Raw genomic sequence first — 21,772 nt, forward strand, 5'->3', positions numbered from 1 at the left:
TGACCCGAGGAACCATTCACAAGCTTCGAATTGCGTCCGACCTAGAACTTGTCCGCCACTTGAATCCCGGCAGGGCCGAGGATGACGGCGACGAGGACCGGCAGGAAGAAGAGGATCATCGGCACCGTCAGTTTCGGCGGCAACGCAGCCGCCTTCTTCTCAGCCGCCGTCATGCGCTGGTCGCGGCTTTCCTGCGCCAGAACGCGCAGAGCCTGGGCGATCGGCGTGCCGTAGCGGTCGGCCTGGATCAGCGCCTGCATCACGGCCTTGACCTCCTCGAGGCCAGTGCGCAGGCCGAGATTTTCGAGCGCGACGCGCCGATCCGGCAGGAAGGAGAGTTCCGCCGTCGTTAGCACCAGTTCCTCCGCCAGTGCCGAAGATTGGGCGGCAATCTCGTCGGCGACGCGCCGCATGGCGAGCTCCATCGACACGCCCGATTCGACGCAGATCAGCAAAAGATCCAGCGCGTCCGGCCAGGCACGGCGGATCGAATGCTGGCGCTTCGATATCGCATTGGCGATGAAGATATTCGGCGCATAGAAGCCGAGATAGGCGAAGCCGAGCGCGAAGCATATCCGCAGCATGAACGGCTTGTCGGAAAAGTTGCCCAGGACGAAGATGTAGACGACGGCAACGGCCAGAAACAGGAACGGCAGGCAGAACCGAGCGAAGAGGAAAGTATTCAGCGCATTCTGCGAGCGGTAGCCGGCGGTCTTCAGTCGGTTGACGGTATTATCGTCCACCAGCGCCTGTCGCAGATTGAGCCGCTCGACAACCTGGCGAACCGAGGTGTTGTGCTGCGCCCTGAGACTCGCCTTGCCGGCCGACGCTTCGGCGTTCAGCCGCGCACGCTCGCGGGCGCGAATCTGTTCGCGTTCGGTGGCGACGGACTTCATCCGCTTCGCCAGGTCGCCGCGTTCGAAGAAGGGGACGGCGAGCGAGTAGAATGTCGCAAGCACGGCCATCGACACGAGAACCGCGATGATGATGTTCGGGTCGGTGAGCGTCCTTATCCAGCCGTCCATCGCGCGATAGCCTCAGATATCGAAATTGATCATGTTGCGCATTACAAAAATGCCGATGCTCATCCAGACGGCCGAGGCGCCCATGATGATATGGCCGCGCGGATCGGTGAAAAGGATCGTCATGTATTCTGGCGATGTCAGGTAGACGAGCGTCGCCACGATGAAGGGCAAGGCGCCAATGATGCAGGCCGAGGCCTTGGCCTCCATCGACAAGGCCCCCACCTTCGCCTTCATCTTCTTGCGCTCGCGCAGGACCTTGGAAAGGTTGCCGAGCGCCTCCGACAGGTTGCCGCCCGCCTGTGCCTGGATGGCGATGACGATCGCGAAGAAGTTCACCTCGGGCAGCGGAATGCTCTGGATCATGCGGGCGCAGGCATCCGGCACGTTGAGACCGACCTGCTGGGATTCGACGACGCGACGGAATTCCGTCTTCACCGGTTCCTGGCCGTCGCTGGCAATCAGCCGCAAGGCATCGTTCAATGGCAAGCCAGACTTGATCGAGCGGACCATCGCGTCGAGTGCGTTCGGAAACTCGTCGAGGAACTTCTTGCAGCGCCGCTTGATCATGGCGCCCACCAGCCAGCGCGGCAGGCCTGCCGCCGTGATGATCGCGACGCCGAAAGCAATCCACAGGCCAGCGCCGGCGATGAGCACGACGATCAGGGCGAACAGGCCGAAGATCGCGCTGAAGAGATAGAACTGTGTGAGCGAGATCGACAGGTTGGCCTGCACCAGCCGCTTCTTCATCGAAGGGGCGGCATTGGCCGATCTTTCCTGCTGCTTCTTTTCGAGCTCCTTCAAGGAATCCTGAAGCGACTTGCGCCGCTTGGACATTTCGTTGACGCGGTCGCGCGCCGCCTTGATCTTGGCACGGTCCGTCTCGGCGGCGCCGACGCGGCGCAGCCGGCCCTCCGCCTTCTTGTCGTTTTCGATGCGGGAATAGAGCACACCGTAGGCGAGCGCCGCCGCGGCAATCGCGACGAGGCCGGCCAGTGCCAGAACGGTGATGTCTATGCCGAACATCGGTTGGTCTATTCCTTCGCTTCACCGGCGCGCGGGCGGGTGCCCCGCACGCTTGCCTGGCATTGCTCTAAAGCGCGTCGCGACTAAACGTATTCCTGCGACGCGCTTTAGGTCCTTGGTTCTATGCATGTCGTTGTCCCAAAACCGCGCACACTTTTGGGCGACATGCATTAGTTCTTTTCCATCGCGTCGAGCGTGGCGGCGAGCCGCTTGTCCTCGTTGAAGTAACGGGCGCGGTCCCAGAAATACGGCCGGCCGATACCGGTCGAAACATGGCGGCCGATGATCCGGCCATTGGCGTCCTCGCCGTCGATCTCGTAGCGCATCAGGTCCTGGGTGACGATCACGTCCCCTTCCATGCCGGTCACCTCGGTGACGTGGGTAATGCGGCGCGACCCGTCGCGCAGGCGCGAGGCCTGGATGATGACGTCGACGGAGCCGGCGATGATTTCGCGAACCGTCTTGGCCGGCAGCGTGTAGCCACCCATGGCGATCATCGACTCCATGCGGCTCAGGCATTCGCGCGGCGTGTTGGCGTGGATCGTACCCATGGAGCCGTCATGGCCGGTGTTCATCGCCTGCAGCAGATCGAAGACCTCGGGCCCGCGCACTTCGCCGACGATGATGCGTTCGGGGCGCATGCGCAGGCAGTTCTTGATCAGGTCGCGCATGGTGATCTCGCCCTCGCCCTCGATATTCGGCGGGCGGGTTTCGAGGCGAACCACATGCGGCTGCTGCAATTGCAGTTCGGCGGAGTCTTCGCAGGTGATGATCCGCTCGTCGCTGTCGATATAGCGCGTCAGGCAGTTGAGCAGCGTCGTCTTGCCGGAACCGGTGCCGCCCGAAATGACGATATTGCAGCGGACGCGGCCGATGATCTGCAGGAGGGTCGAGCCCGCCGGCGTAATCGAGCCGAAGCGCACGAGCTGCTCCAGCGTCAGCTTGTCCTTCTTGAACTTGCGGATCGTCAGCGCCGTTCCGTCAATCGCCAGCGGCGGAGCGATGACGTTGACGCGCGAGCCGTCCGGCAGGCGCGCGTCGCAGATGGGGCTCGATTCGTCGACGCGCCGGCCCACCTGGCTGACGATGCGCTGGCAGATCGAAAGGAGCTGCGCGTTGTCGCGAAAACGAACCTCCGACTCCTCGACCTTGCCGGCGACTTCGATGAAGGTCTGGCCGGCGCCGTTGACCATGATGTCGGCAATGTCGTCGCGCGCCAAGAGCGGCTCGAGTGGCCCATAGCCGAGCACGTCGTTGCAGATGTCGTCGAGCAGTTCCTCCTGCTCGGCGATCGACATCGCGAAGTTCTTGATGGTGATGATGTCATTGACGATGTCGCGGATTTCCTCGCGCGCGCTCTCGGTATCGAGCTTGGCGAGCTGCGACAGGTCGATCGTGTCGATCAGCGCGGAAAAGACCTGCGATTTCGTGTCGTAATAGTCCTCCGCCCGCGGGGCGCGGCGGCGCGCCGGGGCGGCGGCCGGCTGCGAACGGGGCGCGGCGGCCGCCGGTTCCGCGAGGATCGGCGCGGCGGGACGCTCCATCACCGCCGACGGTGCGGCCGGCATGGACGGCGGCATCGCGGGCGACTGCGCGCCGGCCTTGCCAAAACCTTCATTTCCGCGTTTGCCAAACATCAACTCATTCCGCCTGCTGTATCGATCCTTCAGTTTCAAGCGAAGCGGGAGGTGAAAGCGCTCCCGCTTCGCGGATGCCTATCGCCTGCCGAGCTTTGCCAGAACCTTGCCGAGACCGCCCTTGCGCGCCTTCTTGATCGCCGTGCGCCCGGTCAGAAGGTGGGCGAGCTGCGAGAAGGTTTCGGCCGCCGGGGACTTCCTGTCGATTTCCGCGATCATCCGCCCGCTATTGGCCGCATTTCCGAAGAGCACCGCATCGAAGGGAATGATGGCGGCCGCCTCGACCTCCAGCGACTCGCAGAATTCGCCGGGGGCGATTTCCGGTCGCTTGGGCATGCCGACCTGATTGAGGACGAGATGCGGCGTCCGGTCGTTCGGTCGAAGCTTCTTCAGGGCATCGAGCAGGTTCTTCGTGTTCCTGAGGCTCGCCAGGTCCGGAGCGGCGGTGATCACCACCTCGTCGGCCTCGCCGAGCACCGAACGGGTCCAGTCCGTCCAGCCATGCGGAACGTCGAGCACCGAGACGGGGGCGCTGCGCTGCAGGATTTCGAGGATCGGCTGGAAGGCTCCTGCCTCGAAATCATAGGCGCGGTCGAGCATCGAGGGCGCGGCGAGCAAGGACAGGTGCTCGGAGCATTTCGTGAGGAGACGGTCGAGAAAGACCTCGTCCAGCCGATCCGGCGACGAGACGGCCTCGGCGATCCCCTGTGGCGGATCCTGGTCGAAATCGATATTGGCGGTGCCGTAGGGCAGATCGAGATCGGCAAGGATGGTTTCCGTCGAGAAGAGGTTGGAAATGCCCCAGGCGCAATTATGGGCGATCACCGACGAGCCGCAGCCGCCCTTGGCGCCGATGAAGGCGAGGCTCCGCCCGACCGGCTCGGCCTCGGGATCGACGAAGATCGCCGCAACCGCCGACAGGAGATCCGCCATCGCCACCGGCTCGACCATATATTCGGAGATGCCGTTGCGGATCAGTTCGCGATAGAGCGCGATGTCGTTGTGACGCCCGATGATGACGACCTTCGTGGTCGGGTCGCAGACTTCGGCCAGCGGCGCCAGCTCGCCAAGCAGGGATCGCGGCTCCGTGGCGGTCTCGAGGATGATCAGATTGGGCGTCGATACGCTGGCGAACATGTTGGCGGCGGCGGCGATGCTGCCTCCGGTGATGCGCAGGCTCACCTTCGCCATGCGGCGATCCTGGCCGCAACGCTCCATCAGGCGCTGCATCGCCTCGCTCTCGCAGAAGGCATGGATCGAAATGCGCGGCAACGGCCGAAGCTGATCGAGGTCGCCCGGGCGCGATCCGTCGGCCGCAAACTCGGCTCCGTCGGTATCGATGCTGTATTCAATCGCGCTCATCTTTGAAACTCCTGCATCATCCAACCGTCGTTCAGTCCGCGGCCGCGTCGCGCCAGGCGTCGATCACTTCACCGCGCTGGGCGGCATCAACGGGCGACATCTGGCGCGGGCCGATCAGGTCGGTCGGATTGGCGATCTGCGCGGCAAGGTTGGACTGCGAAGCACAGCCGAAATTGTAGTAGTTGCGGTTCTGCAAGGTGTTGACGGTCAGATCCTCGGGCCACTCGCCGCAGGGCTCGGTCTGCGCCGTGATCGCGACATAGCTCAGGCGGATGGGTGCGGCGTCGCCTGGCGCCAGCGCCTCATAGCTGGTCTCGATCATCCGCTTCGGCGGCACGCCGGAGGCGGCCAGAAGGCGCCGGATGTCCTTGCGGACGAGTTGCGCGGCATGGCTGTTGGCGGAGCCGCGCGGCAGCATGATCTGGACAACGCCGCTGGAAGCGTTGCGGTATTCCGTGGCAAAGCCGCGGATGACGTCGCGCGTACCCGCGGTCAGCCGCCTGTCACCGGAGGCAACGGGAATGTCGATCACCCGCTCGCCTTCGGCAATGACGATCGGATGGCGGGTGCGGTAGTCGTCCGGGATAGACCCGGTCGAAAGGTTGTCCTTGCTGCCGCAGCCGGCGAGCAGGCCGGCCACGATCGCCAAAGCGGCGATGCGGGCGGAGGTGCGGGTCGGTGACATCGGGGCCTGCCTTTCAAGTCTTTTGGGAAGTGCGTTTCGGTTGTGCATGACCCGACCTATTTGTAGATGAAGCCGACATTGCCGTGATAGCGGCCGACAGGCGGTGCCGCTTCCGGACGTCCGTAGATCCGGTTGACGCGGCCCAGGAAAAAGCTTTCGAGATCATTGGCCGGGTTGAAATTGTCGTCCGGCCGCGACAGCGCGCTGCGGGCCACCGGCCGCACCAGATAGGGCGTCGCGATGATCACGAGTTCCGTCTCGTTGCGCTGGAAGTCCTTGCTGCGGAACAGCGTGCCGAGGATCGGGATCTTCGATGCGCCGGGCAGGCCGGACATCGCCTGACGGATATTGTCCTGCACGAGGCCGGCGATGACGATCGAGCCGCCGGAGGGGAGTTCGACGCTGGTCGAGGCTTCGCGCCGGCGGATGCCGAGGTAAGTCTGGCCGCGAATGTCGCTCAGCTTGTCACCGGTTACGACCGAACCCTCGAAGGTCGGTTCAGATACGTCCGTCTCGATCGCGAGGCTGATACGACCAGGCCCGAGAACCACCGGCTTGAAGTTCAGCCGGATGCCATATTCGACGTCCGTTGTTTCTCGTTCGACCGAGGTGACCAATTCTCCTGTGTCCGAGTCGCGCTCCCTTGATACTTCCTGACCGCTTGCCAGCCGGAAATCGCCGCCGACGTAGAATTTTGCTTCCTGGCCCGAAATCGCGGTCAGGCTGGGTTCGGCCAGCGTCCGCATGACACCCGCCTGTTCCATCGCATTAACGTATGCCTCAATAGCCGTTCCCCCGATAGTTTTTGCGATCGTTGCCGTTGGATCGATACCGATGGCATTCCCGAGATTGGTCGGATTGCGGAACGCGATGCTGCCCCAACTGCCAGCGCCTGCCGCGTTGAAACCGAGTTGTTTCAGAATTTGCCGACTGACCTCGGCAACCGTCACTTTCAAGGTAACCTGATCTTCGCCCTCGACTGTCAGCAGGTTGACGATCTGGGAGCTTTGCCGCTCTTCGGCAAATATGTCCGCATCGCCATTGGTTCCCTGGGCGGTGATGTTGCGGGTCGTCGCCTCGCCGCCCTGGAGGAAGGCCCGGGCCAGATCGACGGCCTTGGTCGAGTCGAGCGGTGTGCGAACCGTGCCGGTCAGGACCACGTTGTCGGAGACGATCTCGACGTTGATGTCCGCCTCTGGAATGAAGCGGCGCAGATTGGCTTCCAAGCCGGCGACATCGCGCTCGACGGCAACGTCGAGGCTGACGATCTCCTCGCCATTCGGACCGAAAACGAAGATGTTGGTCTGACCAACGGTCTTGCCGAACAGGTAGATACGGCGCGACGTGCGCGTGACGGCATCGGCGAGTGCCGGATCGGCAACGAGAATATCGTGAGCGTCGGTCGGAAGATCGACGACCACGGCCTTGTTGAGACCGAGATTGACCTTCTTCTTGACGCCCGGACCGCTCTCGACGATCCGGACGACCGACGAAGCGGCCGCTTCCGCCGTCGGGACCGACGGCAGCATCGTGCCGGAAAATGCCAGGGAGAATGAAAGACCGGCTGCCAGACAGGTCCGAAATGTGTTTCCGCTCCGCTTCACGTTGCGCCCCGTCCGATTTTACTGCTGGTTCTGCGTGGTGGTTTCATCGTTCTTGACGATGGAACCGGATTTGATCACCTGAATGCTCGGTTGGCCGTCGCCGCTCAAAAGGTAGTCGGCCGCCGTCGTATCGGCCTCCTGGGCATCGGCGACGCTGCGCAGCGCCAACGAGATGCGCTCGGCCATCTGTTGGGCGACCGTCATCACTTTCGATTGGTCGGGCGTAAGCTCGAGTGTTGCCGTGGTGCCTATGACGGATTTCGAGCCGTCGTCTTTTTCCTCGACCTGCTGGTCGATCGCCAGCACCCGGACATTGCTGAGCACGGTTTCGGTCAGATAGACATCGCCGTCGGACTTGCGCACCATGATCACGTCGACGCGGTCATTGGGCAGGATAAAGCCGCCGGCGCCGGTCGCAACTGTGATTTCGGTCGCGACGGCCCGTTTTCCGGCCGGCAGCATGGACGACATGATGCGGTTGGACGGGTCGGCGATCTTTTCCTGTCGAACCGGTTCGCCGTCGAAGAGCGGCAGGCGGACGACCGCCCCGGACAGGTCGTCGATGGCAGCCGGGCGATTTTCCTCGGTGATCATGCCCTCGGCGACACCGTCTTTCGGCCAGGCCATCCAGTGGATCGAATCACCCGCGAGCCGGGAGCCGACCGGTAGGCTCCTGCTTGCGACGAGGACGTTGATGCTCGGCGGCTGCTCGACAAGCGGTTCCGCCATGCGCTGCGCGGGAGCGCGGGTGAGCTTCATCGCCAATAGCCCAGCCATTGCCGCGGAACCCACGGCCACCGCCAGAATGATGATGCGCACCGGTTTCATGATCTTCTAAGCCCCTGGAAATCCCCGGGGACAGATTGATCAGGAATTGGTGTAATTATAGTTAACGGATCGCTTATGAACGCGGTTAACGAGACGTAACAAGCTCTGTCGCGAGATAACCGTGGGAGAATGCATCGTCCTGAACAAGAAAGCCGCTCTTGAAGAGCGGCTCTCAAATCGCATCAAGTGGAAAGATGCCGGTTAGTACTTGGTCTCGGCAGTGGTCATCTTCGTGCCGAGATCGGTAAAGAGCGTGTTCAACTGCTCCCCAAGCGCTGTTGCGCCGGTGATCAGGGCGACAGAAATCAGAGCTGCGATCAGGCCGTACTCGATCGCCGTCGCACCGGACTCGTCCTTCATCAGGCGGGCGAAAATGGTCTTCATGCTGGATTCTCCTCAGGCGTTGTTCAGCACTTCCGCCAACTGTTTGCCGTTGATCGGATACCCCATAATTTAGCGGGGTCGAATTGCCATCGGCTTAAGGAAACGAGTTAGCGGAGAGTAAAAAACACGATGCCGTTGTAGCAATTCAGGATAGGTGCATGAACGCTGCTTGCATCATCGGTGACGCAGGATAGGCGGCGAAACCGCCTAGAGCGATAGCAATCCCGTAGGGAATCTTCTTCGCCGTCAACAACAGGCTAGGCACGGGGACTCCCGCAGCAAGAATCACATGTTCTTTCGAGCGGAGAAGGAGGATGGCAAGTGTGAGAACTCCGCCGAGGAGCGCAACATAGATCAGGAACGAGACCAGAGACGCGTCAAAGCCAAACCAAACAGCGCTTGCGGTTAGGAGTTTCGCGTCGCCACCGCCCATCACGCCCAGAGCGAAAAGGCAGAAACATACAGCAAATACAGTAGCGGCCGCTGAAAAATGGAGACCAATCTGTCCAATACCCAGCCCGGCAACCGGCGCAGTGACAACGAAGGCGCCCAGGAGGATCGCGGAGACCCGATTTGGAATGGTCATTGTCAACAAGTCAGTGAATGCCGCAACGGCAAGGCAAATCGGGAAAACCACGAAGATACATGCAATTACCATCACATTAAACCTGCTAGGACCGGTGGAGAAGGTGTGTCGCAGCTCTTCGCCAGTATCCGGTTGCCGCATGAAAAATTGCACCCTGCTGACGCGAGAAAGCCGCTTCGCAGGGAAGCGGCTTCGATATCCACACCGAGGTGAGAGACTGCCGCTTAATACTTGGTCTCGGCAGTGGTCATCTTGGTACCGAGATCGGTAAAGAGCGTGTTCAACTGCCCACCAAGCGTCGTCGCGCCAGTGATCAGAGCAACAGAGATCAAGGCGGCGATCAGGCCGTATTCGATTGCCGTTGCACCGGATTCGTCCTTCATCAGGCGGGCGAAGATGGTCTTCATGGAGGTTCTCCTACTTCACGTTGTTGTTCAGCACGTCCGCCAACTGTTTGCCGTTGATCGGATACCCTGAAATTATCGGGGGCGAATTGCCATCGGCTTAAGGAAACCAGTTAGCGTGAAGTAAAAGCGTGACCACTGTTTCTTGGGTAAATGTCCAGAAAAGAGAAGCAGTAGATTGCACAGCTCTCATGTAACCTTTCATTCACCAAAACAGGCCAAGATACGGGCAGCCATTCGCCATCGGGACGCGCCATGAACACGCATCTTGCGACCAAGCAGGTCGCCACGCTCGCCTTTCTCGCAGCCGCGCTTTTCGGCATCTTCGCTGCCGGAGCAGCGGACGCGGCGGAGCAGATGATGCGCGTCTATATGGACCACGCGCGCGTGCTTAAGCTCGACCGTCCGGTGAGCAAGGTGATCATCGGCAATTCGGACGTCGCCGACGCGACGGTCGCGGACTCAAAGACGATCGTTCTGACCGGGCGCAATTTCGGCACCACGAACCTCGTCATCCTCGACCAGGACGGCAATGCCATCGTCGACGAGCGCATCCTCGTGTCGATCGACGAGGGCAACACCGTGCGCGTCTACAAGCAGACGACGCGGACCGTGTTCTCTTGCTCGCCGAACTGCGAACGTCACGCGGAACGCAAGGCGACTACGTCGAGTACCAATTGACGCTCTCCCAAGACCACTAAAATTCTTCGGGTCTTGGAAAACGAATCTTCAACAGTTTCAGCTTATTCTCGCACCGATTGCAAAAATCGGGATGCGGGCGAAATTGCATGCACTTTGCCCATCCCGCTCACGACGTGACATGATGGAACGGCGCAATGTCGATAAAAGCGAAAGCATCCACGGCAAGCCAGCGCGGATCGCGCCACCTCTTTCGTCGCCTGCTGGGCGATAGAAGAGGCGGGACGGCGATCGAGTTCGGCATCCTGGCCCTGCCATTCTTCATAGTCGTCTTCGCCTCGATCGAGACGTTCGTCGCCTTCGCCGGCGAGCAATTGCTGGCAAATGCGACCGACACTTTGGCGCGCAAGATCCGCACCGGCGAGATTACCTTCAACCAGGGCAAGTCGACGGACATGGATCAGGCGGAATTCCGCCAGGCCTTCTGCGACGAGATCGCCATTCTGATGACCTGTTCCGCCACCGAGGTCGACGAGCCGGAAAAACTCTATCTCGATGTCCGCGAAGTCGCCGATCCGTCACAGTTTCCCGTGGCGGTGCCGCGAGTCGGCTCGGCCGCCTCGTCCGATCTCGACACGAGTGGCTTTCAATTTTCTCCGGGGTCCGGGAAGGCGTTCACGATGGTGCGCGCCTATTACCGCTGGCAGGTTATCACCGATCTGGTGCGGCCCTACGTCACCAATCTCCGCCCCGCCGGCAGCAGCATGCCGCACGACTACTTGATGGTCGCAACGGCTACGTTCCGCAACGAAGAGTATTGAGGACACCATGGGACGCTCGCATGGAATGACCTTTTTCCGCCGCGTCTTCGGACCCTTGCGTCGTCTGTCGCACGACCGTCGCGGTGTCGGCGGCGTCGAATTCGCCCTCGTCGCGCCGCTCTTGATCATGGCCTATATCGGCGCTTTCGAGCTTTCCGTCGGCTTGAACGTGGTGCGCAAGGTCGCCCGAGCGTCGAGTGCCGTCGCCGACCTCGTGAGTCAGGAGTCGAGTCTCGATACGAACTTTCTCGACAATATGGACAAGGTCGCGGAAAGCATTCTTTCCCCCTATGCCGGCACGAATTACACGCTGAAGATCACCGGCATCCAGGTTACCGGCACCACCACCGGCACGATCCTCTGGTCGCGCGACCAGGACGGCGGCACGCCTTATCCGGCCAATTCCACGACCACGGTGCCATCCGACCTCGAGGCCGTAAACGCCTTCGTTATCCGCACCGAGCTTGTCGTCCCGCACGAGCTGCTGCTCCTTTCGCAGGACCTTTCGAGCAATGTTAGCAGTATCGACCTCTCCAAGACCTCCTACTACCGCCAGCGCCGCGGCACGTCGATCGCGTGCACGGATTGCTGAGGCGGCGATTCGCTCAATTGCATTGAATTTGGCCCCGCGCTATTTCTGCGAGATTGCGCGGGATCCCTCCCGCGCTCATCAATAGCACCGGACCGCGCCCGCGCTCCGGGCCAGCGGGTGTTCAATGGCGCGTGTCTTTCTCTTCGTCCTCGACTCGTTCGGCATCGGCGGCGCACCCGACGCCGAGGCCTTTGGGGATCTCGGCGCCGATACGCTCGGGCACATCGCCGAGTTCTGCGCGGCCGGCGCCGGAGACCGGGCGGGCTTGCGCGAAGGGCCGCTGCAGCTGCCCAACATGTCGGCGCTCGGGCTTGTCCATGCGGCGCGGCTGGCAACCGGGCGGGTTCCTGCCGGCATGGCGCTGCCGGAACGCGTCTACGGCGTCTACGGCGCGGCCAGCGAAATCTCGCGCGGCAAGGACACGCCGTCGGGCCATTGGGAGATCGCCGGCACGCCGGTGACGTTCGACTGGGGTTATTTCCCGGCCGAGGGCGATGCCTTTCCGCCTGAACTCGTCGAGGCGATCTGCCGCGAAGGCGACGTTCCGGGCATCCTCGGCAATTGCCACGCCTCCGGCACCGACATCATCGCCCGCCACGGCGAGGAACATATGCGGAGCGGCAAGCCGATCTGCTACACCTCGTCCGATTCCGTGTTCCAGATCGCGGCGCACGAGCAGAGCTTCGGCCTCGAACGGCTCTTGGAACTCTGCCAGGTCGTGCGCCGGCTCGTCGACGCCTACAATATCGGCCGCGTCATCGCCCGGCCCTTCGTCGGCGGCAATCCGGCCAATTTCACCCGCACCGGCAATCGCCGCGACTATTCCGTCCTGCCGCCGGAGCCGACGATCCTCGACCGGCTCGAGGAGGCCGGACGCACGGTACACGCGATCGGCAAGATCGGCGACATCTTCGCGCACCAGGGCGTGACCAGGCTCACCAAGGCGAACGGCAACATGGCGCTCTTCGACGCCAGTCTTGCGGCGCTCGAAGAGGCGGAGGAGGGCGATCTCGTCTTCACCAACTTCGTCGATTTCGACATGCTCTACGGCCACCGCCGCGACGTGCCGGGCTATGCGGCGGCGCTCGAAGCCTTCGATGCCCGCCTGCCCGATCTCGACCGGCGGCTCCGGCCCGGCGACATGGTGATCCTCACCGCCGACCACGGCTGCGATCCCACCTGGCGGGGAACCGACCATACGCGCGAGCGCGTGCCGGTGCTGATGTTCGGTCCGTCGCTCCGGAGCCGGTCCATCGGCGTGGCCAACAGTTTCGCCCATATCGGCGAGACGGTCGCCCGATATCTCGGTATTGCGCCGGGCCCACATGGGAGAAGCCTTCTTTGACCGCACATCTCAAGAAAGCCGAGCTGCATTGCCACATCGAAGGCGCCACGCCGCCGGAACTGGCACTCAGGCAAGCCCGCAAATACGGTATCGACACGAGCGCCATCATCCGCGACAAGGTCTATGTCTGGGAGGATTTCACCAGCTTCGTGAAATGCTACGACGCGGTCGCCTCGCTGTTCCGCACCGAGGGCGACTATGCGCTGCTCGCCGAGACTTATCTCACGGAACTCGCAGAAGCGGGGACGATCTATAGCGAGATCATCGTCTCGCCGGACCACGGCGAGACGATCGGGCTCGGCGCCGACGCCTATCTCGAAGGACTCGCCGCCGGCATGGAAGCGGCCAGGGCGAAGACCGGGATCGAGTCGCGCATGCTGATCACCGGCATCCGCCATCTCGGCCCGGAATCGGTCGTCCGGACCGCCGAATATGCGGCCATGCGCCGCCACCCGCTGGTGACCGGCTTCAACCTGGCGGGCGAGGAGCGCATGCACAGCGTCGCCGAATTCGCCCGCGCCTTCGACGTCGTCCGCGACGCGGATCTCGGCCTGACCATCCATGCCGGCGAACTTTCCGGCGCCTTCAGCGTCCGCGACGCGCTGGACCACGTCCGCCCCGCACGCATCAGCCATGGCGTGCGCGCGATCGAGGACCCGGATCTGGTGAAGCGCCTTGCCGACGAGGGCGTGGTTCTCGAAGTCTGCCCTGGCTCCAATATTTCGCTGCAGGTGTTCCCGGATTTCGCCTCGCATCCGCTGCGGCCGCTTTACGAGGCCGGCGTTCGCGTCACGCTCAATTCCGACGATCCGCCCTTCTTCCACACATCGCTCGCGCAGGAATACGAGATCGCCGCGCATGTGATGGGTTTTGGCGACGGCGAAATCGACCGGATGACGAAAACCGCGATCGAAGCCGCCTTCGTGGACGAGCCGACGAGAGAGAGGCTGCTCAAAGCACTCCATATGTAGCCGCGATATTCGCCGGAAGCACGCCAACACCCTTGCAGCGTCCGCTCATTCCATGGAAAAGAAGGCGGATATGCCAATTCTCGGGGAAGGTGAGCCATGGACGGCGTTACAGTGATCGATCATCCGCTGGTGCAGCACAAGCTGACCATCATGCGCAAGAAAGAGACGTCCACCGCAGGCTTCCGCCGGCTGCTCCGGGAAATCTCGACGCTGCTCTGCTACGAGGTGACGCGCGACCTGGAACTGACCATGGAGCGGATCGAGACACCGCTGCAGGAGACGGACGCACCCGTTCTCGAGGGCAAGAAGCTTGTCTTCGCCTCGATCCTGCGCGCCGGCAACGGCCTGCTGGAAGGCATGCTCGAACTGGTGCCCTCGGCGCGCGTCGCGCATATCGGCGTCTATCGCGACCATGAGACGCTGCAGCCGGTCGAGTATTATTTCAAGGCGCCGGAGAGCCTCAACGAGCGCCTCGTCATCGTCGTCGACCCGATGCTGGCCACCGGCAATTCCTCGATCGCAGCAATCGACAAATTGAAGGAGCGCGGCGCCAAGAACATCCGCTTCCTCTGCCTGCTGGCGGCACCCGAAGGCATCCGCAACTTTATAGGAGCCCATCCGGACGTGCCGGTCTTCACGGCTTCGATCGACAGCCATCTGAACGAGAAGGGCTATATCGTGCCGGGTCTCGGCGACGCCGGCGACCGGATGTACGGGACGAAGTAAGTTTTCGCTAACCAGACAACCAAGCAGATGCGAAGCCGCCGGTTTTCCGGCGGCTTTTTTGCACGGTGTTAGCAATGGTCTGCTGATATCGGCGGGCATGCGTGCGCCGATGCCTGGAGCCGAGAATGTTGACACGCCTCATCGTCTTTGCCGGCGGGATTGCCGCCCTCGCCCTTGTCGTTCCGGAATTTGCCTCGAGCTATCTCGCGCGGCAGGCGGAAACCGCAGCGTCGCCGCAGACCTCCGCAAGTGCCGCCCGGACGACCGCCAGCTATGCGAGCGGCAAGGGCGTCGTGCTCGAAGCGGATCGCTCCGGCCATTTCATCGGTTCGTTCCGGATCAACGGGCGTTCGGAACAGGGGCTGGTCGATACCGGCGCAAGCAGGATCGCCATCAATGTCACAACCGCCCGGCGGTTCGGCATTGCGGTCGGCAGCCTCTCCTTCGATGCCCGGGCGCAGACCGCCAACGGCATCGTCGAGGCCGCCCATGTCAGCCTCGATCGGGTCGAGATCGGCGGCATCTCGGTTCGAAACGTCGAGGCCATGGTCCTGCCGGACAAGGCGCTCTCGGGCATGCTCGTCGGCATGTCCTTCCTGAGTCGGCTCTCGTCCTACCGCGTCGAGGACGGCGCACTGCAACTCGTCAAGTAAGTCTCGAAACGACGACGGGGCGCGGTTCGGGCCGTTCGTCCGCGATCGCGTAGAGCGCCGCGACCTTGTCTCTCACCACTTCGGCATGCTGCCGGTCGGCGGCATGCACAAAGGCGATCGGTTCGCCCTTGACGACCTGTGTCCCCAGCGGCTTCAGGCCGGAAAGTCCGACCCGATGATCGATCCGCTCGTCCGGGCGCGTTCGCCCGCCGCCGAGCGCGATGACGGCCATCCCCAACTCGCGCGTCTCGCAGGCGGTCAGATAACCATCGCGGTTGGCCGGCACGGGGACCATGGCCGGCGCCCTTTTGAGATAAATGTCCGGACGCACGACGAAATCGGCAGGCCCGCCGAGCCGATGGACCATGCGGGAAAAGCGTTCCATTGCGGCGCCGCTCTCCAGGACGCGGCGGGCCATGACTTCAGCTTCGGCCTGGTCCGCCGAAATCCCCGCCGCAACAAGCATTTCCGCCGCGAAAGCCATGACCACCCGATCGAGGCGCGTGCCCGCCTTCTCGCCGCGCAGAAAGGCGAGACAGTTGTCGATTTCGAGCGCGTTGCCGGCCGCATCCGCCAGCGGCTCGTTCATGTCTGTGATCAGCGCCGAAGTCCGGACGCCCGCGCCATTCGCGACATCGACAAGCGAACGCGCCAAGATTTCGGTTTCGCCGGGATCCGTCAGGAAGGAACCGTTGCCGAGCTTGACGTCCAGCACGAGCGACTGGAGACCGGCGGCGAGCTTCTTGGAGAGGATCGACGCGGTGATCAGCGGCACCGAATCGACCGTAGCCGTGACGTCGCGGACCGCATAGAGGCGCTTGTCGGCCGGGGCCAGATCGGCGGTCTGGCCGATGATGGCGCAGCCGACCTCATCGACGATCTGGCGAAACAGTTCAGGCGACGGCTGGATGTCATAGCCCGGGATCGATTCGAGCTTGTCGAGCGTACCACCGGTATGGCCGAGCCCTCGCCCGGAAATCATCGGCACGGCGGCGCCGCAGGCGGCGACGATCGGCGCCAGCATCAGCGAGACATTGTCGCCGACGCCGCCCGTCGAATGCTTGTCGACGACAGGGCGGCCAAGGGCGCTCCAATCGAGCGTCTCGCCGGAATCGCGCATCGCCAGCGTCAGCGCCACGCATTCGTCGCGGTTCATGCCGGAGAACCAGGTGGCCATTGCGAAGGCGGCAACCTGCCCCTCCGAAATCGAGCCATCGGTCATGCCTTCGACGAAAGCGGCGATTTCCGCCGCTTCAAGCTGCCCGCCATCCCTCTTCCTGCGGATCACTTCCTGGGGGAGCAGGGCCATCTCAGCCTTCGCTCGCGATCATCTCTTTGAGGATCGACGCCAGCCGCTGGCCGCCGAAGGGCGCCATTTCCTTCGTCTCTTGATGGCTGAGTTCCGTGCCGGTCATGCCGGCGCCGTAGTTGGTGATGACGGAAGCGGCAACAACCCTCAGGCCGAAGAACCGGGCGAGGAGGACTTCGGGTACGGTGGACATGCCGACCGCGTCCGCACCGAGGATGCGGGCCATGCGGATCTCTGCCGGCGTTTCGAAGCTCGGGCCCGAAAACCACATGTAGACGCCGCGGGCGAGCGGAATGCCGAGCCGGTCGGCTGCCTCCTCCATGTGAACGGCAAGCGCCGCGTCATAGGCGTTCGTCATGCCGACGAAGCGGTCATCGCTTTCGACGCCGATCAGCGGATTGGTGCCCGAAAAGGCGATATGATCGGCGATGCGCATGACCGATCCGGGCGGCATGTCCTCGCGCAGCGATCCGGCCGAATTGGTGAGGATCAAATTCTCGACCCCGATCCGCTTCAATGTTTCGATCGGCGCGCGCATCGCATTGGCATCGCCGCGCTCATAGTAGTGAACGCGGCCGGAAAGGACCGCGACGGGAACATCGCCGAGCCGGCCGAGGACGAGTTCCCCCGCGTGCCCGGAAACGCTGCTGACCGGGAAGCCCGGAATGTCCGCATAGGAAATGCGGACCGGCGCGGTGATTGCCTCGACGAGCGAGCCGAGACCCGAACCGAGGACGACGCCGTAGCGCGGCGATAGCTCGCCCAGTCTCTCCCTCAGGAATTCCGCCGCGCCGGTCATCCGAGTATCTCGGTTTCGAAGCTGTGCGGCAGCAGGTCGGAGAGCGCCAGGCTCTTCTTGATGCCCGTCTCGTCGCAGAGATAGATGCGGGTGCTGGCGCCGGAGAATTCCGCCAGCCGCTGCCGGCAGCCGCCGCAGGGCGGGCAGAGCGCGAGCTTCTCGGCAATCACCGCCACCTCCATGATCTTGCGCTGGCCGGCCATCACCATGTGGCTGATCGCCGTCGTCTCGGCGCACCAGCCTTCCGGGAACGACAGATTCTCGATGTTGGCGCCCGTATAGATCCTGCCATCCTCGGCGCGGATCGCCGCCCCCACCGGGAACTTGGAATAGGGTGCATGGGCCTTGGCCATGGCCTCACGCGCCGCCACGAAGAGTTCGTTCTTCGGCATGATCTGTCCTTATGTTGTGCATGTCGTCATCCCAAAACCGCTGCGCACTTTTGGGCGACATGCATCTTTGCTTCGTGCATGTCGTTATCCCAAAACCGCACTTTTGGGCGACATGCATTAACGCTCCTTCACGTAGGGCACGCCGCCGGCCTTCGGCGGAATGGCCTTGCCGATAAAGCCGGCAAGCAGGATGACAGTGAGGATATAGGGCAGCGCCTGCATCAATTGCACCGGCACCTGGCCTATGAGCGGCAGGGGCGTGCCCTGTAGGCGGATAGCGAGCGCATCGAGGAAGCCGAAGAGCAGGCAGGCGAACATGACGTTCTTCGGCCGCCACTTGGCGAAGATCAGCGCCGCGAGCGCGATATAGCCTTTGCCTGCCGTCATGCCCTTGACGAAGCCAGCCGTCATCGCCAGCGACAGATAGGCGCCGGCAAATCCGCAGAGGATGCCGCAGCAGATGACCGCGCGGTAGCGCAGCCAGATTACCGAGATGCCTGCGGTATCGACCGCACCGGGATTTTCACCGACGGCCCGGAGCCGAAGCCCGAAGCGGGTGCGGTAGAGGATCCACCAACTCGCCGGCACCATGGCGAAAGCGAGATAGGTGAGCAGGAAATGCCCGGAGAGCAGGTCCGCATAGATCGGTCCGAGGACCGGCACATCGCGGATCGTATCCGCGCCGGGCAGATTGATCGTCTGGAACCGGGCGCCCTCGGCAAGCGCCGGCGTGCGGCCGCCCTGGCGGAACCAGGCCTCGCCAAGGATCACCGTCGAGCCGGCAACGATGAAGTTGATCGCAACGCCCGAGACGATCTGATTGCCGCGCTGGGTGATCGAGGCATAGCCGTGGACCAGCGACAGAAGGATCGAGATGAGGATAGCGGCAAGGAGCCCCATCCAGACCGACTGGGTGACGGCGGCAACCGCACCGGCCGCGAAGGCGGCGCCGAGCATCTTGCCTTCAAGCCCGATGTCGAAAACGCCGGCGCGCTCGGTGAAGAGACCGGCAAGCGCGGCAAAGACCAGCGGCACGGAGACGCGGATCGTCGATTCGAGGAGCACCACGAGGACGTGGAAGAAATCCATGGCGTCAGGCTCCCTTGGTCTGGACGACGGCGGCTGTGCGCTGGCCGCGCATGGCGAACGCGCGGGTAATCGCCGGGCGGAACATGTTCTCGAGCGCGCCGGCAAAGAGGATGACGAGGCCCTGGATGATGACGATCATGTCGCGCGAGATCGACGGCATCTCGAAGGCGATCTCCGCGCCGCCCTGGTAGAGCACGCCGAAGAGGATCGCCGCGGGGATGATGCCGCCCGGATGCGACCGGCCCATCAGTGCGACGGCGATGCCGACGAAGCCGGCGCCCTGGACGAAGTCGAGCTGCATGCGGAACTGCTCACCCATGATCGGGTTCAGCGCCATCATCCCGGCGAGACCGCCGGAAATCATCATGGCGATGACGGTGATACGGCTTTCGCGAATGCCGGCATAGCGGGCAGCCGAGGGGCTATGGCCCATGGTGCGCATCTCGTAGCCGAGCCTGGTGCGCCAGATCAGCACCCAGACCCCAAAGGCGGCGGCGAGCGCCAGCAGGAAGGAGATGTTGAACGGCGCCGTTCCGACATTGAGGCCGAAGATCGACAGCAGCCAGTCGAGCTTCGGCAGTTGGCCGCCCTCGGCGAAGGTCCGCGTCTGCGGCGCCATCGACCCGAGCGGCTTCAGGACGCGCGTCAGCAGATAGACCATCAGGCTCGAGGCGATGAAGTTGAACATGATGGTGGTAATGACGATGTGGCTGCCGCGCCTGGCCTGCAGCCAGCCGGGCAGGAAGGCCCAGAGCGCGCCGAAAAAGGCCGAACCGAGGATGGCGAGCGGGAAGACCACATACCAGGGCATCACCTGGTCGAGCCACAGGCAGGCGAGCGCCACGCCGATGCCGCCGACATAGGCCTGGCCCTCGCCACCGATGTTGAAGAGCCCGGCATGGAAGGCGACGGCGACGGCGAGACCGGTGAAGATGAAGGTCGTCGCATAATAGAGCGTGAAACCGATATATTCGCCGCGGCCGAAGGCACCATTGATCAGGTGGTAAGCTGCCTCGAATGGATTTTCGCCGACGAGCAGCACGACGAGACCGGCAACGAGGAAGGCGACCGCAAGGTTGATCAGCGGGATCAGGCCATATTCGACCCAGCCCGGGAGCTTCGCGTAAGGTGTGCTCATTCTGCGGCCTCCTTGCGGCCCTCGACACCGGCCATCAACAGGCCGAGTTCACCCTCCGTCGCTTCGGGGCTGCGCTCGCCGACGACGCGGCCGGCAAACATCACGAGGATACGGTCGGAGAGCGAGCGGATCTCGTCGAGCTCGACGGAGACGAGCAGCACGGCCTTGCCCTGGTCGCGCATCTCGATGATCCGCTTGTGGATGAATTCGATCGCGCCGACGTCGACGCCGCGGGTCGGCTGGCCGATGATCAGCACATCCGGACCCCGCTCCATCTCGCGGGCGAGCACGATCTTCTGCTGGTTGCCGCCGGAGAAATTGGCGGTCTTCAGCCGTGCATTCGGCGGCCGGATGTCGTATTTGGCGATCTTCTCCTCGGCATCCTTGCGGATCGCGTCGATGTCGAGAAAGACGCCCTTCAGATAGCGCGGGTCGTTGTGGTAGCCGAGAATGGCGTTCTCGCTCTCCTCGAATTTGAGGACGAGGCCGACGTGATGCCGGTCTTCCGGCACGTGAGCAAGGCCGCGCGCCCGGAGTTCGGCGGGATCGCGATGGCCCGTCACATCGACCGACCTGCCGTTCAGAAGCACGGTTCCGGAGGTCGCCTTGCGAATGCCGGCGATCGCCTCCAGCAGTTCCGACTGGCCGTTGCCGGCGACACCGGCGATGCCGACGATCTCGCCGGCCCGGACCTCGAAGGAGACGTCGTCGACCATGGTCACGCCGCGGCTGTCCTTGACCGTCAGCCCTTGCACCGCAAGCTTCACGTCGCCGGGGCTCGCCTCGCCCTTCTCGACGCGCAGCAGCACCCGGCGGCCGACCATGAGCTCGGCAAGCTCCTCGACCGAGGTTTCGCGCGTCGTCCGGGTTGCAACCATTTCGCCACGGCGCATGACCGAGACCTCGTCGGTGATCGCCATGATCTCGCGCAGCTTGTGGGTGATCAGGATGATCGTCTTCCCCTGCGCCTTGAGCTGGCCGAGAATGCGGAAGAGGTGGTCGGCCTCGGCCGGCGTCAGCACGCCGGTCGGTTCATCGAGAATGAGGATATCGGCGCGGCGATAGAGGGCCTTGAGGATTTCCACCCGCTGCTGAAGACCGACCGGCAGCTCCTCGATCAATGCATCCGGATTGACCTCGAGCGCATATTCCTTTTCAAGCCGCTTCAGCTCCTGGCGCGCCTTGGCGATGCCCTTGTTGAGGATCTGGCTGTCTTCGGCGCCCAGCATGACGTTTTCGAGAACGGTGAAATTCTCAACCAGCATGAAATGCTGGTGGACCATGCCGATGCCGACGGAGATCGCCGTGTTCGGATCGCGAATGGATACCGGCTTGCCGTCGACCAGAATCTCGCCGTTGTCGGCCTGATAGAAGCCGTAGAGGATCGACATCAGCGTCGATTTACCGGCTCCGTTCTCGCCGATGATGCCGTGGATCGTGCCTTTGCGAACCTTGAGATTGATGTCCTTGTTGGCGTGGACCGGACCGAAGCTCTTGTCGATCCCGCGCAATTCGATGGCAATATTGTCCATATTGGCCTGCGATCCCCTTTTTGCCCGCTTCGGCCTGCCCCAAGACCGTGCCGGCAATTTTTTACCATTTGGTATAAGTTTATCATCGATTTTCCGGCGTGAAAGCCTCAAAATCGCGATCTCCTTATACTCTCATCAGATCGCCGATGAGAGTCCAGCAAGAATATACACAGGTCCCGGAGGCCAGAGCATCGCGCGCCGAGAGCCGACGGCCAGCACAACCGCTTC

General features: G+C 62.9%; 23 protein-coding genes. 7 read left to right on the forward strand and 16 right to left on the reverse strand.

Going from position 1 to position 21,772, the window contains the following annotated elements:
- Positions 1–41: 41 nt before the first annotated feature.
- From RHIBR816_RS0104485 to RHIBR816_RS0104530, 10 genes are all read right to left on the reverse strand, one after another.
- Positions 42–1,025 (reverse strand): type II secretion system F family protein, encoded by a 984-nt coding sequence (locus tag RHIBR816_RS0104485; protein WP_018235341.1) that lies wholly within the window; start codon positions 1,023–1,025, stop codon positions 42–44.
- Positions 1,026–1,037: 12 nt separating this feature from the next.
- Positions 1,038–2,048: a type II secretion system F family protein gene (locus tag RHIBR816_RS0104490; RefSeq protein WP_018235342.1), complete on the reverse strand. Its 1,011-nt coding sequence runs from the start codon at positions 2,046–2,048 to the stop codon at positions 1,038–1,040.
- A 170-nt stretch (positions 2,049–2,218) separates the two neighbouring features.
- Positions 2,219–3,685, reverse strand: a complete 1,467-nt coding sequence (locus RHIBR816_RS0104495) for a CpaF family protein (protein ID WP_018235343.1) — start codon at positions 3,683–3,685, stop codon at positions 2,219–2,221.
- A 78-nt stretch (positions 3,686–3,763) separates the two neighbouring features.
- The gene (locus RHIBR816_RS0104500; RefSeq protein ID WP_018235344.1) at positions 3,764–5,047 is read right to left on the reverse strand and encodes a CpaE family protein; all 1,284 of its coding nucleotides are present in this window, start codon (positions 5,045–5,047) and stop codon (positions 3,764–3,766) included.
- Between the two features lie 31 nt (positions 5,048–5,078).
- Positions 5,079–5,732: a CpaD family pilus assembly protein gene (locus RHIBR816_RS0104505; protein ID WP_018235345.1), complete on the reverse strand. Its 654-nt coding sequence runs from the start codon at positions 5,730–5,732 to the stop codon at positions 5,079–5,081.
- Positions 5,733–5,788: 56 nt separating this feature from the next.
- Positions 5,789–7,261 (reverse strand): type II and III secretion system protein family protein, encoded by a 1,473-nt coding sequence (locus tag RHIBR816_RS0104510; protein WP_018235346.1) that lies wholly within the window; start codon positions 7,259–7,261, stop codon positions 5,789–5,791.
- A gap of 93 nt (positions 7,262–7,354) precedes the next feature.
- Entirely contained in the window at positions 7,355–8,164 is an 810-nt protein-coding gene (gene cpaB, locus RHIBR816_RS0104515) for a Flp pilus assembly protein CpaB (RefSeq protein WP_026186637.1), read from the reverse strand.
- Positions 8,165–8,365: 201 nt separating this feature from the next.
- Positions 8,366–8,548, reverse strand: a complete 183-nt coding sequence (locus RHIBR816_RS0104520) for a Flp family type IVb pilin (protein WP_018235348.1) — start codon at positions 8,546–8,548, stop codon at positions 8,366–8,368.
- 145 nt (positions 8,549–8,693) lie between these two features.
- Entirely contained in the window at positions 8,694–9,206 is a 513-nt protein-coding gene (locus RHIBR816_RS0104525; RefSeq protein WP_026186638.1) for a prepilin peptidase, read from the reverse strand.
- 152 nt (positions 9,207–9,358) lie between these two features.
- On the reverse strand, positions 9,359–9,541 hold the full coding sequence (locus RHIBR816_RS0104530; RefSeq protein ID WP_018235350.1) for a Flp family type IVb pilin: 183 nt from the start codon (positions 9,539–9,541) through the stop codon (positions 9,359–9,361).
- A 252-nt stretch (positions 9,542–9,793) separates the two neighbouring features.
- Here RHIBR816_RS0104530 and RHIBR816_RS0104535 point away from each other — a divergent pair, with 252 nt between their 5' ends.
- The 7 genes from RHIBR816_RS0104535 (at position 9,794) to RHIBR816_RS0104565 (ending at position 15,285) form a co-directional block, all read left to right on the forward strand.
- On the forward strand, positions 9,794–10,219 hold the full coding sequence (locus RHIBR816_RS0104535) for a pilus assembly protein N-terminal domain-containing protein (protein WP_018235351.1): 426 nt from the start codon (positions 9,794–9,796) through the stop codon (positions 10,217–10,219).
- A 155-nt stretch (positions 10,220–10,374) separates the two neighbouring features.
- A complete protein-coding gene (locus RHIBR816_RS0104540; RefSeq protein ID WP_018235352.1) occupies positions 10,375–10,998 on the forward strand; it encodes a TadE/TadG family type IV pilus assembly protein in 624 nt (207 codons plus the stop codon).
- Positions 10,999–11,023: 25 nt separating this feature from the next.
- Positions 11,024–11,590: a TadE/TadG family type IV pilus assembly protein gene (locus RHIBR816_RS0104545; protein WP_018235353.1), complete on the forward strand. Its 567-nt coding sequence runs from the start codon at positions 11,024–11,026 to the stop codon at positions 11,588–11,590.
- A 124-nt stretch (positions 11,591–11,714) separates the two neighbouring features.
- Positions 11,715–12,935: a phosphopentomutase gene (locus tag RHIBR816_RS0104550; RefSeq protein ID WP_018235354.1), complete on the forward strand. Its 1,221-nt coding sequence runs from the start codon at positions 11,715–11,717 to the stop codon at positions 12,933–12,935.
- Positions 12,932–13,906 (forward strand): adenosine deaminase, encoded by a 975-nt coding sequence (locus tag RHIBR816_RS0104555; RefSeq protein ID WP_018235355.1) that lies wholly within the window; start codon positions 12,932–12,934, stop codon positions 13,904–13,906. The genes RHIBR816_RS0104550 and RHIBR816_RS0104555 overlap by 4 nt, the downstream gene beginning before the upstream one ends.
- A gap of 96 nt (positions 13,907–14,002) precedes the next feature.
- On the forward strand, positions 14,003–14,632 hold the full coding sequence (gene upp / locus RHIBR816_RS0104560; protein ID WP_018235356.1) for a uracil phosphoribosyltransferase: 630 nt from the start codon (positions 14,003–14,005) through the stop codon (positions 14,630–14,632).
- Between the two features lie 125 nt (positions 14,633–14,757).
- Entirely contained in the window at positions 14,758–15,285 is a 528-nt protein-coding gene (locus RHIBR816_RS0104565; protein WP_018235357.1) for a TIGR02281 family clan AA aspartic protease, read from the forward strand.
- Here RHIBR816_RS0104565 and deoA read toward each other — a convergent pair.
- The 6 genes from deoA to RHIBR816_RS0104595 form a co-directional block, all read right to left on the reverse strand.
- Entirely contained in the window at positions 15,278–16,594 is a 1,317-nt protein-coding gene (deoA, locus tag RHIBR816_RS0104570; protein WP_018235358.1) for a thymidine phosphorylase, read from the reverse strand. The genes RHIBR816_RS0104565 and deoA overlap by 8 nt on opposite strands.
- A gap of 1 nt (position 16,595) precedes the next feature.
- Positions 16,596–17,393 (reverse strand): purine-nucleoside phosphorylase, encoded by a 798-nt coding sequence (locus tag RHIBR816_RS0104575; RefSeq protein WP_018235359.1) that lies wholly within the window; start codon positions 17,391–17,393, stop codon positions 16,596–16,598.
- Complete coding sequence (locus RHIBR816_RS0104580; protein WP_018235360.1) at positions 17,390–17,785, reverse strand: cytidine deaminase; 396 nt, start codon at positions 17,783–17,785, stop codon at positions 17,390–17,392. Before RHIBR816_RS0104580 ends, RHIBR816_RS0104575 begins: the two co-directional genes overlap by 4 nt.
- A gap of 117 nt (positions 17,786–17,902) precedes the next feature.
- Positions 17,903–18,874 carry an ABC transporter permease gene (locus RHIBR816_RS0104585; protein ID WP_018235361.1) on the reverse strand — a complete coding sequence of 324 codons (972 nt, stop codon included), beginning with the start codon at positions 18,872–18,874 and terminating at the stop codon, positions 17,903–17,905.
- A 4-nt stretch (positions 18,875–18,878) separates the two neighbouring features.
- Positions 18,879–20,012 (reverse strand): ABC transporter permease, encoded by a 1,134-nt coding sequence (locus RHIBR816_RS0104590; RefSeq protein ID WP_018235362.1) that lies wholly within the window; start codon positions 20,010–20,012, stop codon positions 18,879–18,881.
- Positions 20,009–21,544, reverse strand: coding sequence for an ABC transporter ATP-binding protein (locus RHIBR816_RS0104595; protein ID WP_018235363.1), 1,536 nt, complete (start codon positions 21,542–21,544; stop codon positions 20,009–20,011). Before RHIBR816_RS0104595 ends, RHIBR816_RS0104590 begins: the two co-directional genes overlap by 4 nt.
- Positions 21,545–21,772: the final 228 nt, after the last annotated feature.

Origin of the sequence: Ensifer sp. BR816 (assembly GCF_000378985.1) — a bacterium.
Taxonomy (GTDB): domain Bacteria; phylum Pseudomonadota; class Alphaproteobacteria; order Rhizobiales; family Rhizobiaceae; genus Sinorhizobium.

Excerpts from the sequence above, each read along its gene's own strand:
- cpaB (WP_026186637.1), bottom strand. The coding sequence starts at position 8,164 with ATGAAACCGGTGCGCATCATCATTCTGGCGGTGGCCGTGGGTTCCGCG.
- RHIBR816_RS0104575 (WP_018235359.1), bottom strand. The coding sequence starts at position 17,393 with ATGACCGGCGCGGCGGAATTCCTGAGGGAGAGACTGGGCGAGCTATCG.
- RHIBR816_RS0104530 (WP_018235350.1), bottom strand. The coding sequence starts at position 9,541 with ATGAAGACCATCTTCGCCCGCCTGATGAAGGACGAATCCGGTGCAACG.
- RHIBR816_RS0104505 (WP_018235345.1), bottom strand. The coding sequence starts at position 5,732 with ATGTCACCGACCCGCACCTCCGCCCGCATCGCCGCTTTGGCGATCGTG.
- RHIBR816_RS0104585 (WP_018235361.1), bottom strand. The coding sequence starts at position 18,874 with ATGGATTTCTTCCACGTCCTCGTGGTGCTCCTCGAATCGACGATCCGC.
- deoA (WP_018235358.1), bottom strand. The coding sequence starts at position 16,594 with ATGGCCCTGCTCCCCCAGGAAGTGATCCGCAGGAAGAGGGATGGCGGG.
- RHIBR816_RS0104520 (WP_018235348.1), bottom strand. The coding sequence starts at position 8,548 with ATGAAGACCATTTTCGCCCGCCTGATGAAGGACGAGTCCGGTGCGACG.
- RHIBR816_RS0104500 (WP_018235344.1), bottom strand. The coding sequence starts at position 5,047 with ATGAGCGCGATTGAATACAGCATCGATACCGACGGAGCCGAGTTTGCG.
- RHIBR816_RS0104490 (WP_018235342.1), bottom strand. The coding sequence starts at position 2,048 with ATGTTCGGCATAGACATCACCGTTCTGGCACTGGCCGGCCTCGTCGCG.
- RHIBR816_RS0104565 (WP_018235357.1), top strand. The coding sequence starts at position 14,758 with ATGTTGACACGCCTCATCGTCTTTGCCGGCGGGATTGCCGCCCTCGCC.
- RHIBR816_RS0104540 (WP_018235352.1), top strand. The coding sequence starts at position 10,375 with ATGTCGATAAAAGCGAAAGCATCCACGGCAAGCCAGCGCGGATCGCGC.
- RHIBR816_RS0104510 (WP_018235346.1), bottom strand. The coding sequence starts at position 7,261 with ATGCTGCCGTCGGTCCCGACGGCGGAAGCGGCCGCTTCGTCGGTCGTC.
- RHIBR816_RS0104550 (WP_018235354.1), top strand. The coding sequence starts at position 11,715 with ATGGCGCGTGTCTTTCTCTTCGTCCTCGACTCGTTCGGCATCGGCGGC.
- RHIBR816_RS0104535 (WP_018235351.1), top strand. The coding sequence starts at position 9,794 with ATGAACACGCATCTTGCGACCAAGCAGGTCGCCACGCTCGCCTTTCTC.
- RHIBR816_RS0104590 (WP_018235362.1), bottom strand. The coding sequence starts at position 20,012 with ATGAGCACACCTTACGCGAAGCTCCCGGGCTGGGTCGAATATGGCCTG.
- RHIBR816_RS0104595 (WP_018235363.1), bottom strand. The coding sequence starts at position 21,544 with ATGGACAATATTGCCATCGAATTGCGCGGGATCGACAAGAGCTTCGGT.
- RHIBR816_RS0104495 (WP_018235343.1), bottom strand. The coding sequence starts at position 3,685 with ATGTTTGGCAAACGCGGAAATGAAGGTTTTGGCAAGGCCGGCGCGCAG.
- upp (WP_018235356.1), top strand. The coding sequence starts at position 14,003 with ATGGACGGCGTTACAGTGATCGATCATCCGCTGGTGCAGCACAAGCTG.
- RHIBR816_RS0104580 (WP_018235360.1), bottom strand. The coding sequence starts at position 17,785 with ATGCCGAAGAACGAACTCTTCGTGGCGGCGCGTGAGGCCATGGCCAAG.
- RHIBR816_RS0104485 (WP_018235341.1), bottom strand. The coding sequence starts at position 1,025 with ATGGACGGCTGGATAAGGACGCTCACCGACCCGAACATCATCATCGCG.
- RHIBR816_RS0104525 (WP_026186638.1), bottom strand. The coding sequence starts at position 9,206 with ATGGTAATTGCATGTATCTTCGTGGTTTTCCCGATTTGCCTTGCCGTT.
- RHIBR816_RS0104545 (WP_018235353.1), top strand. The coding sequence starts at position 11,024 with ATGACCTTTTTCCGCCGCGTCTTCGGACCCTTGCGTCGTCTGTCGCAC.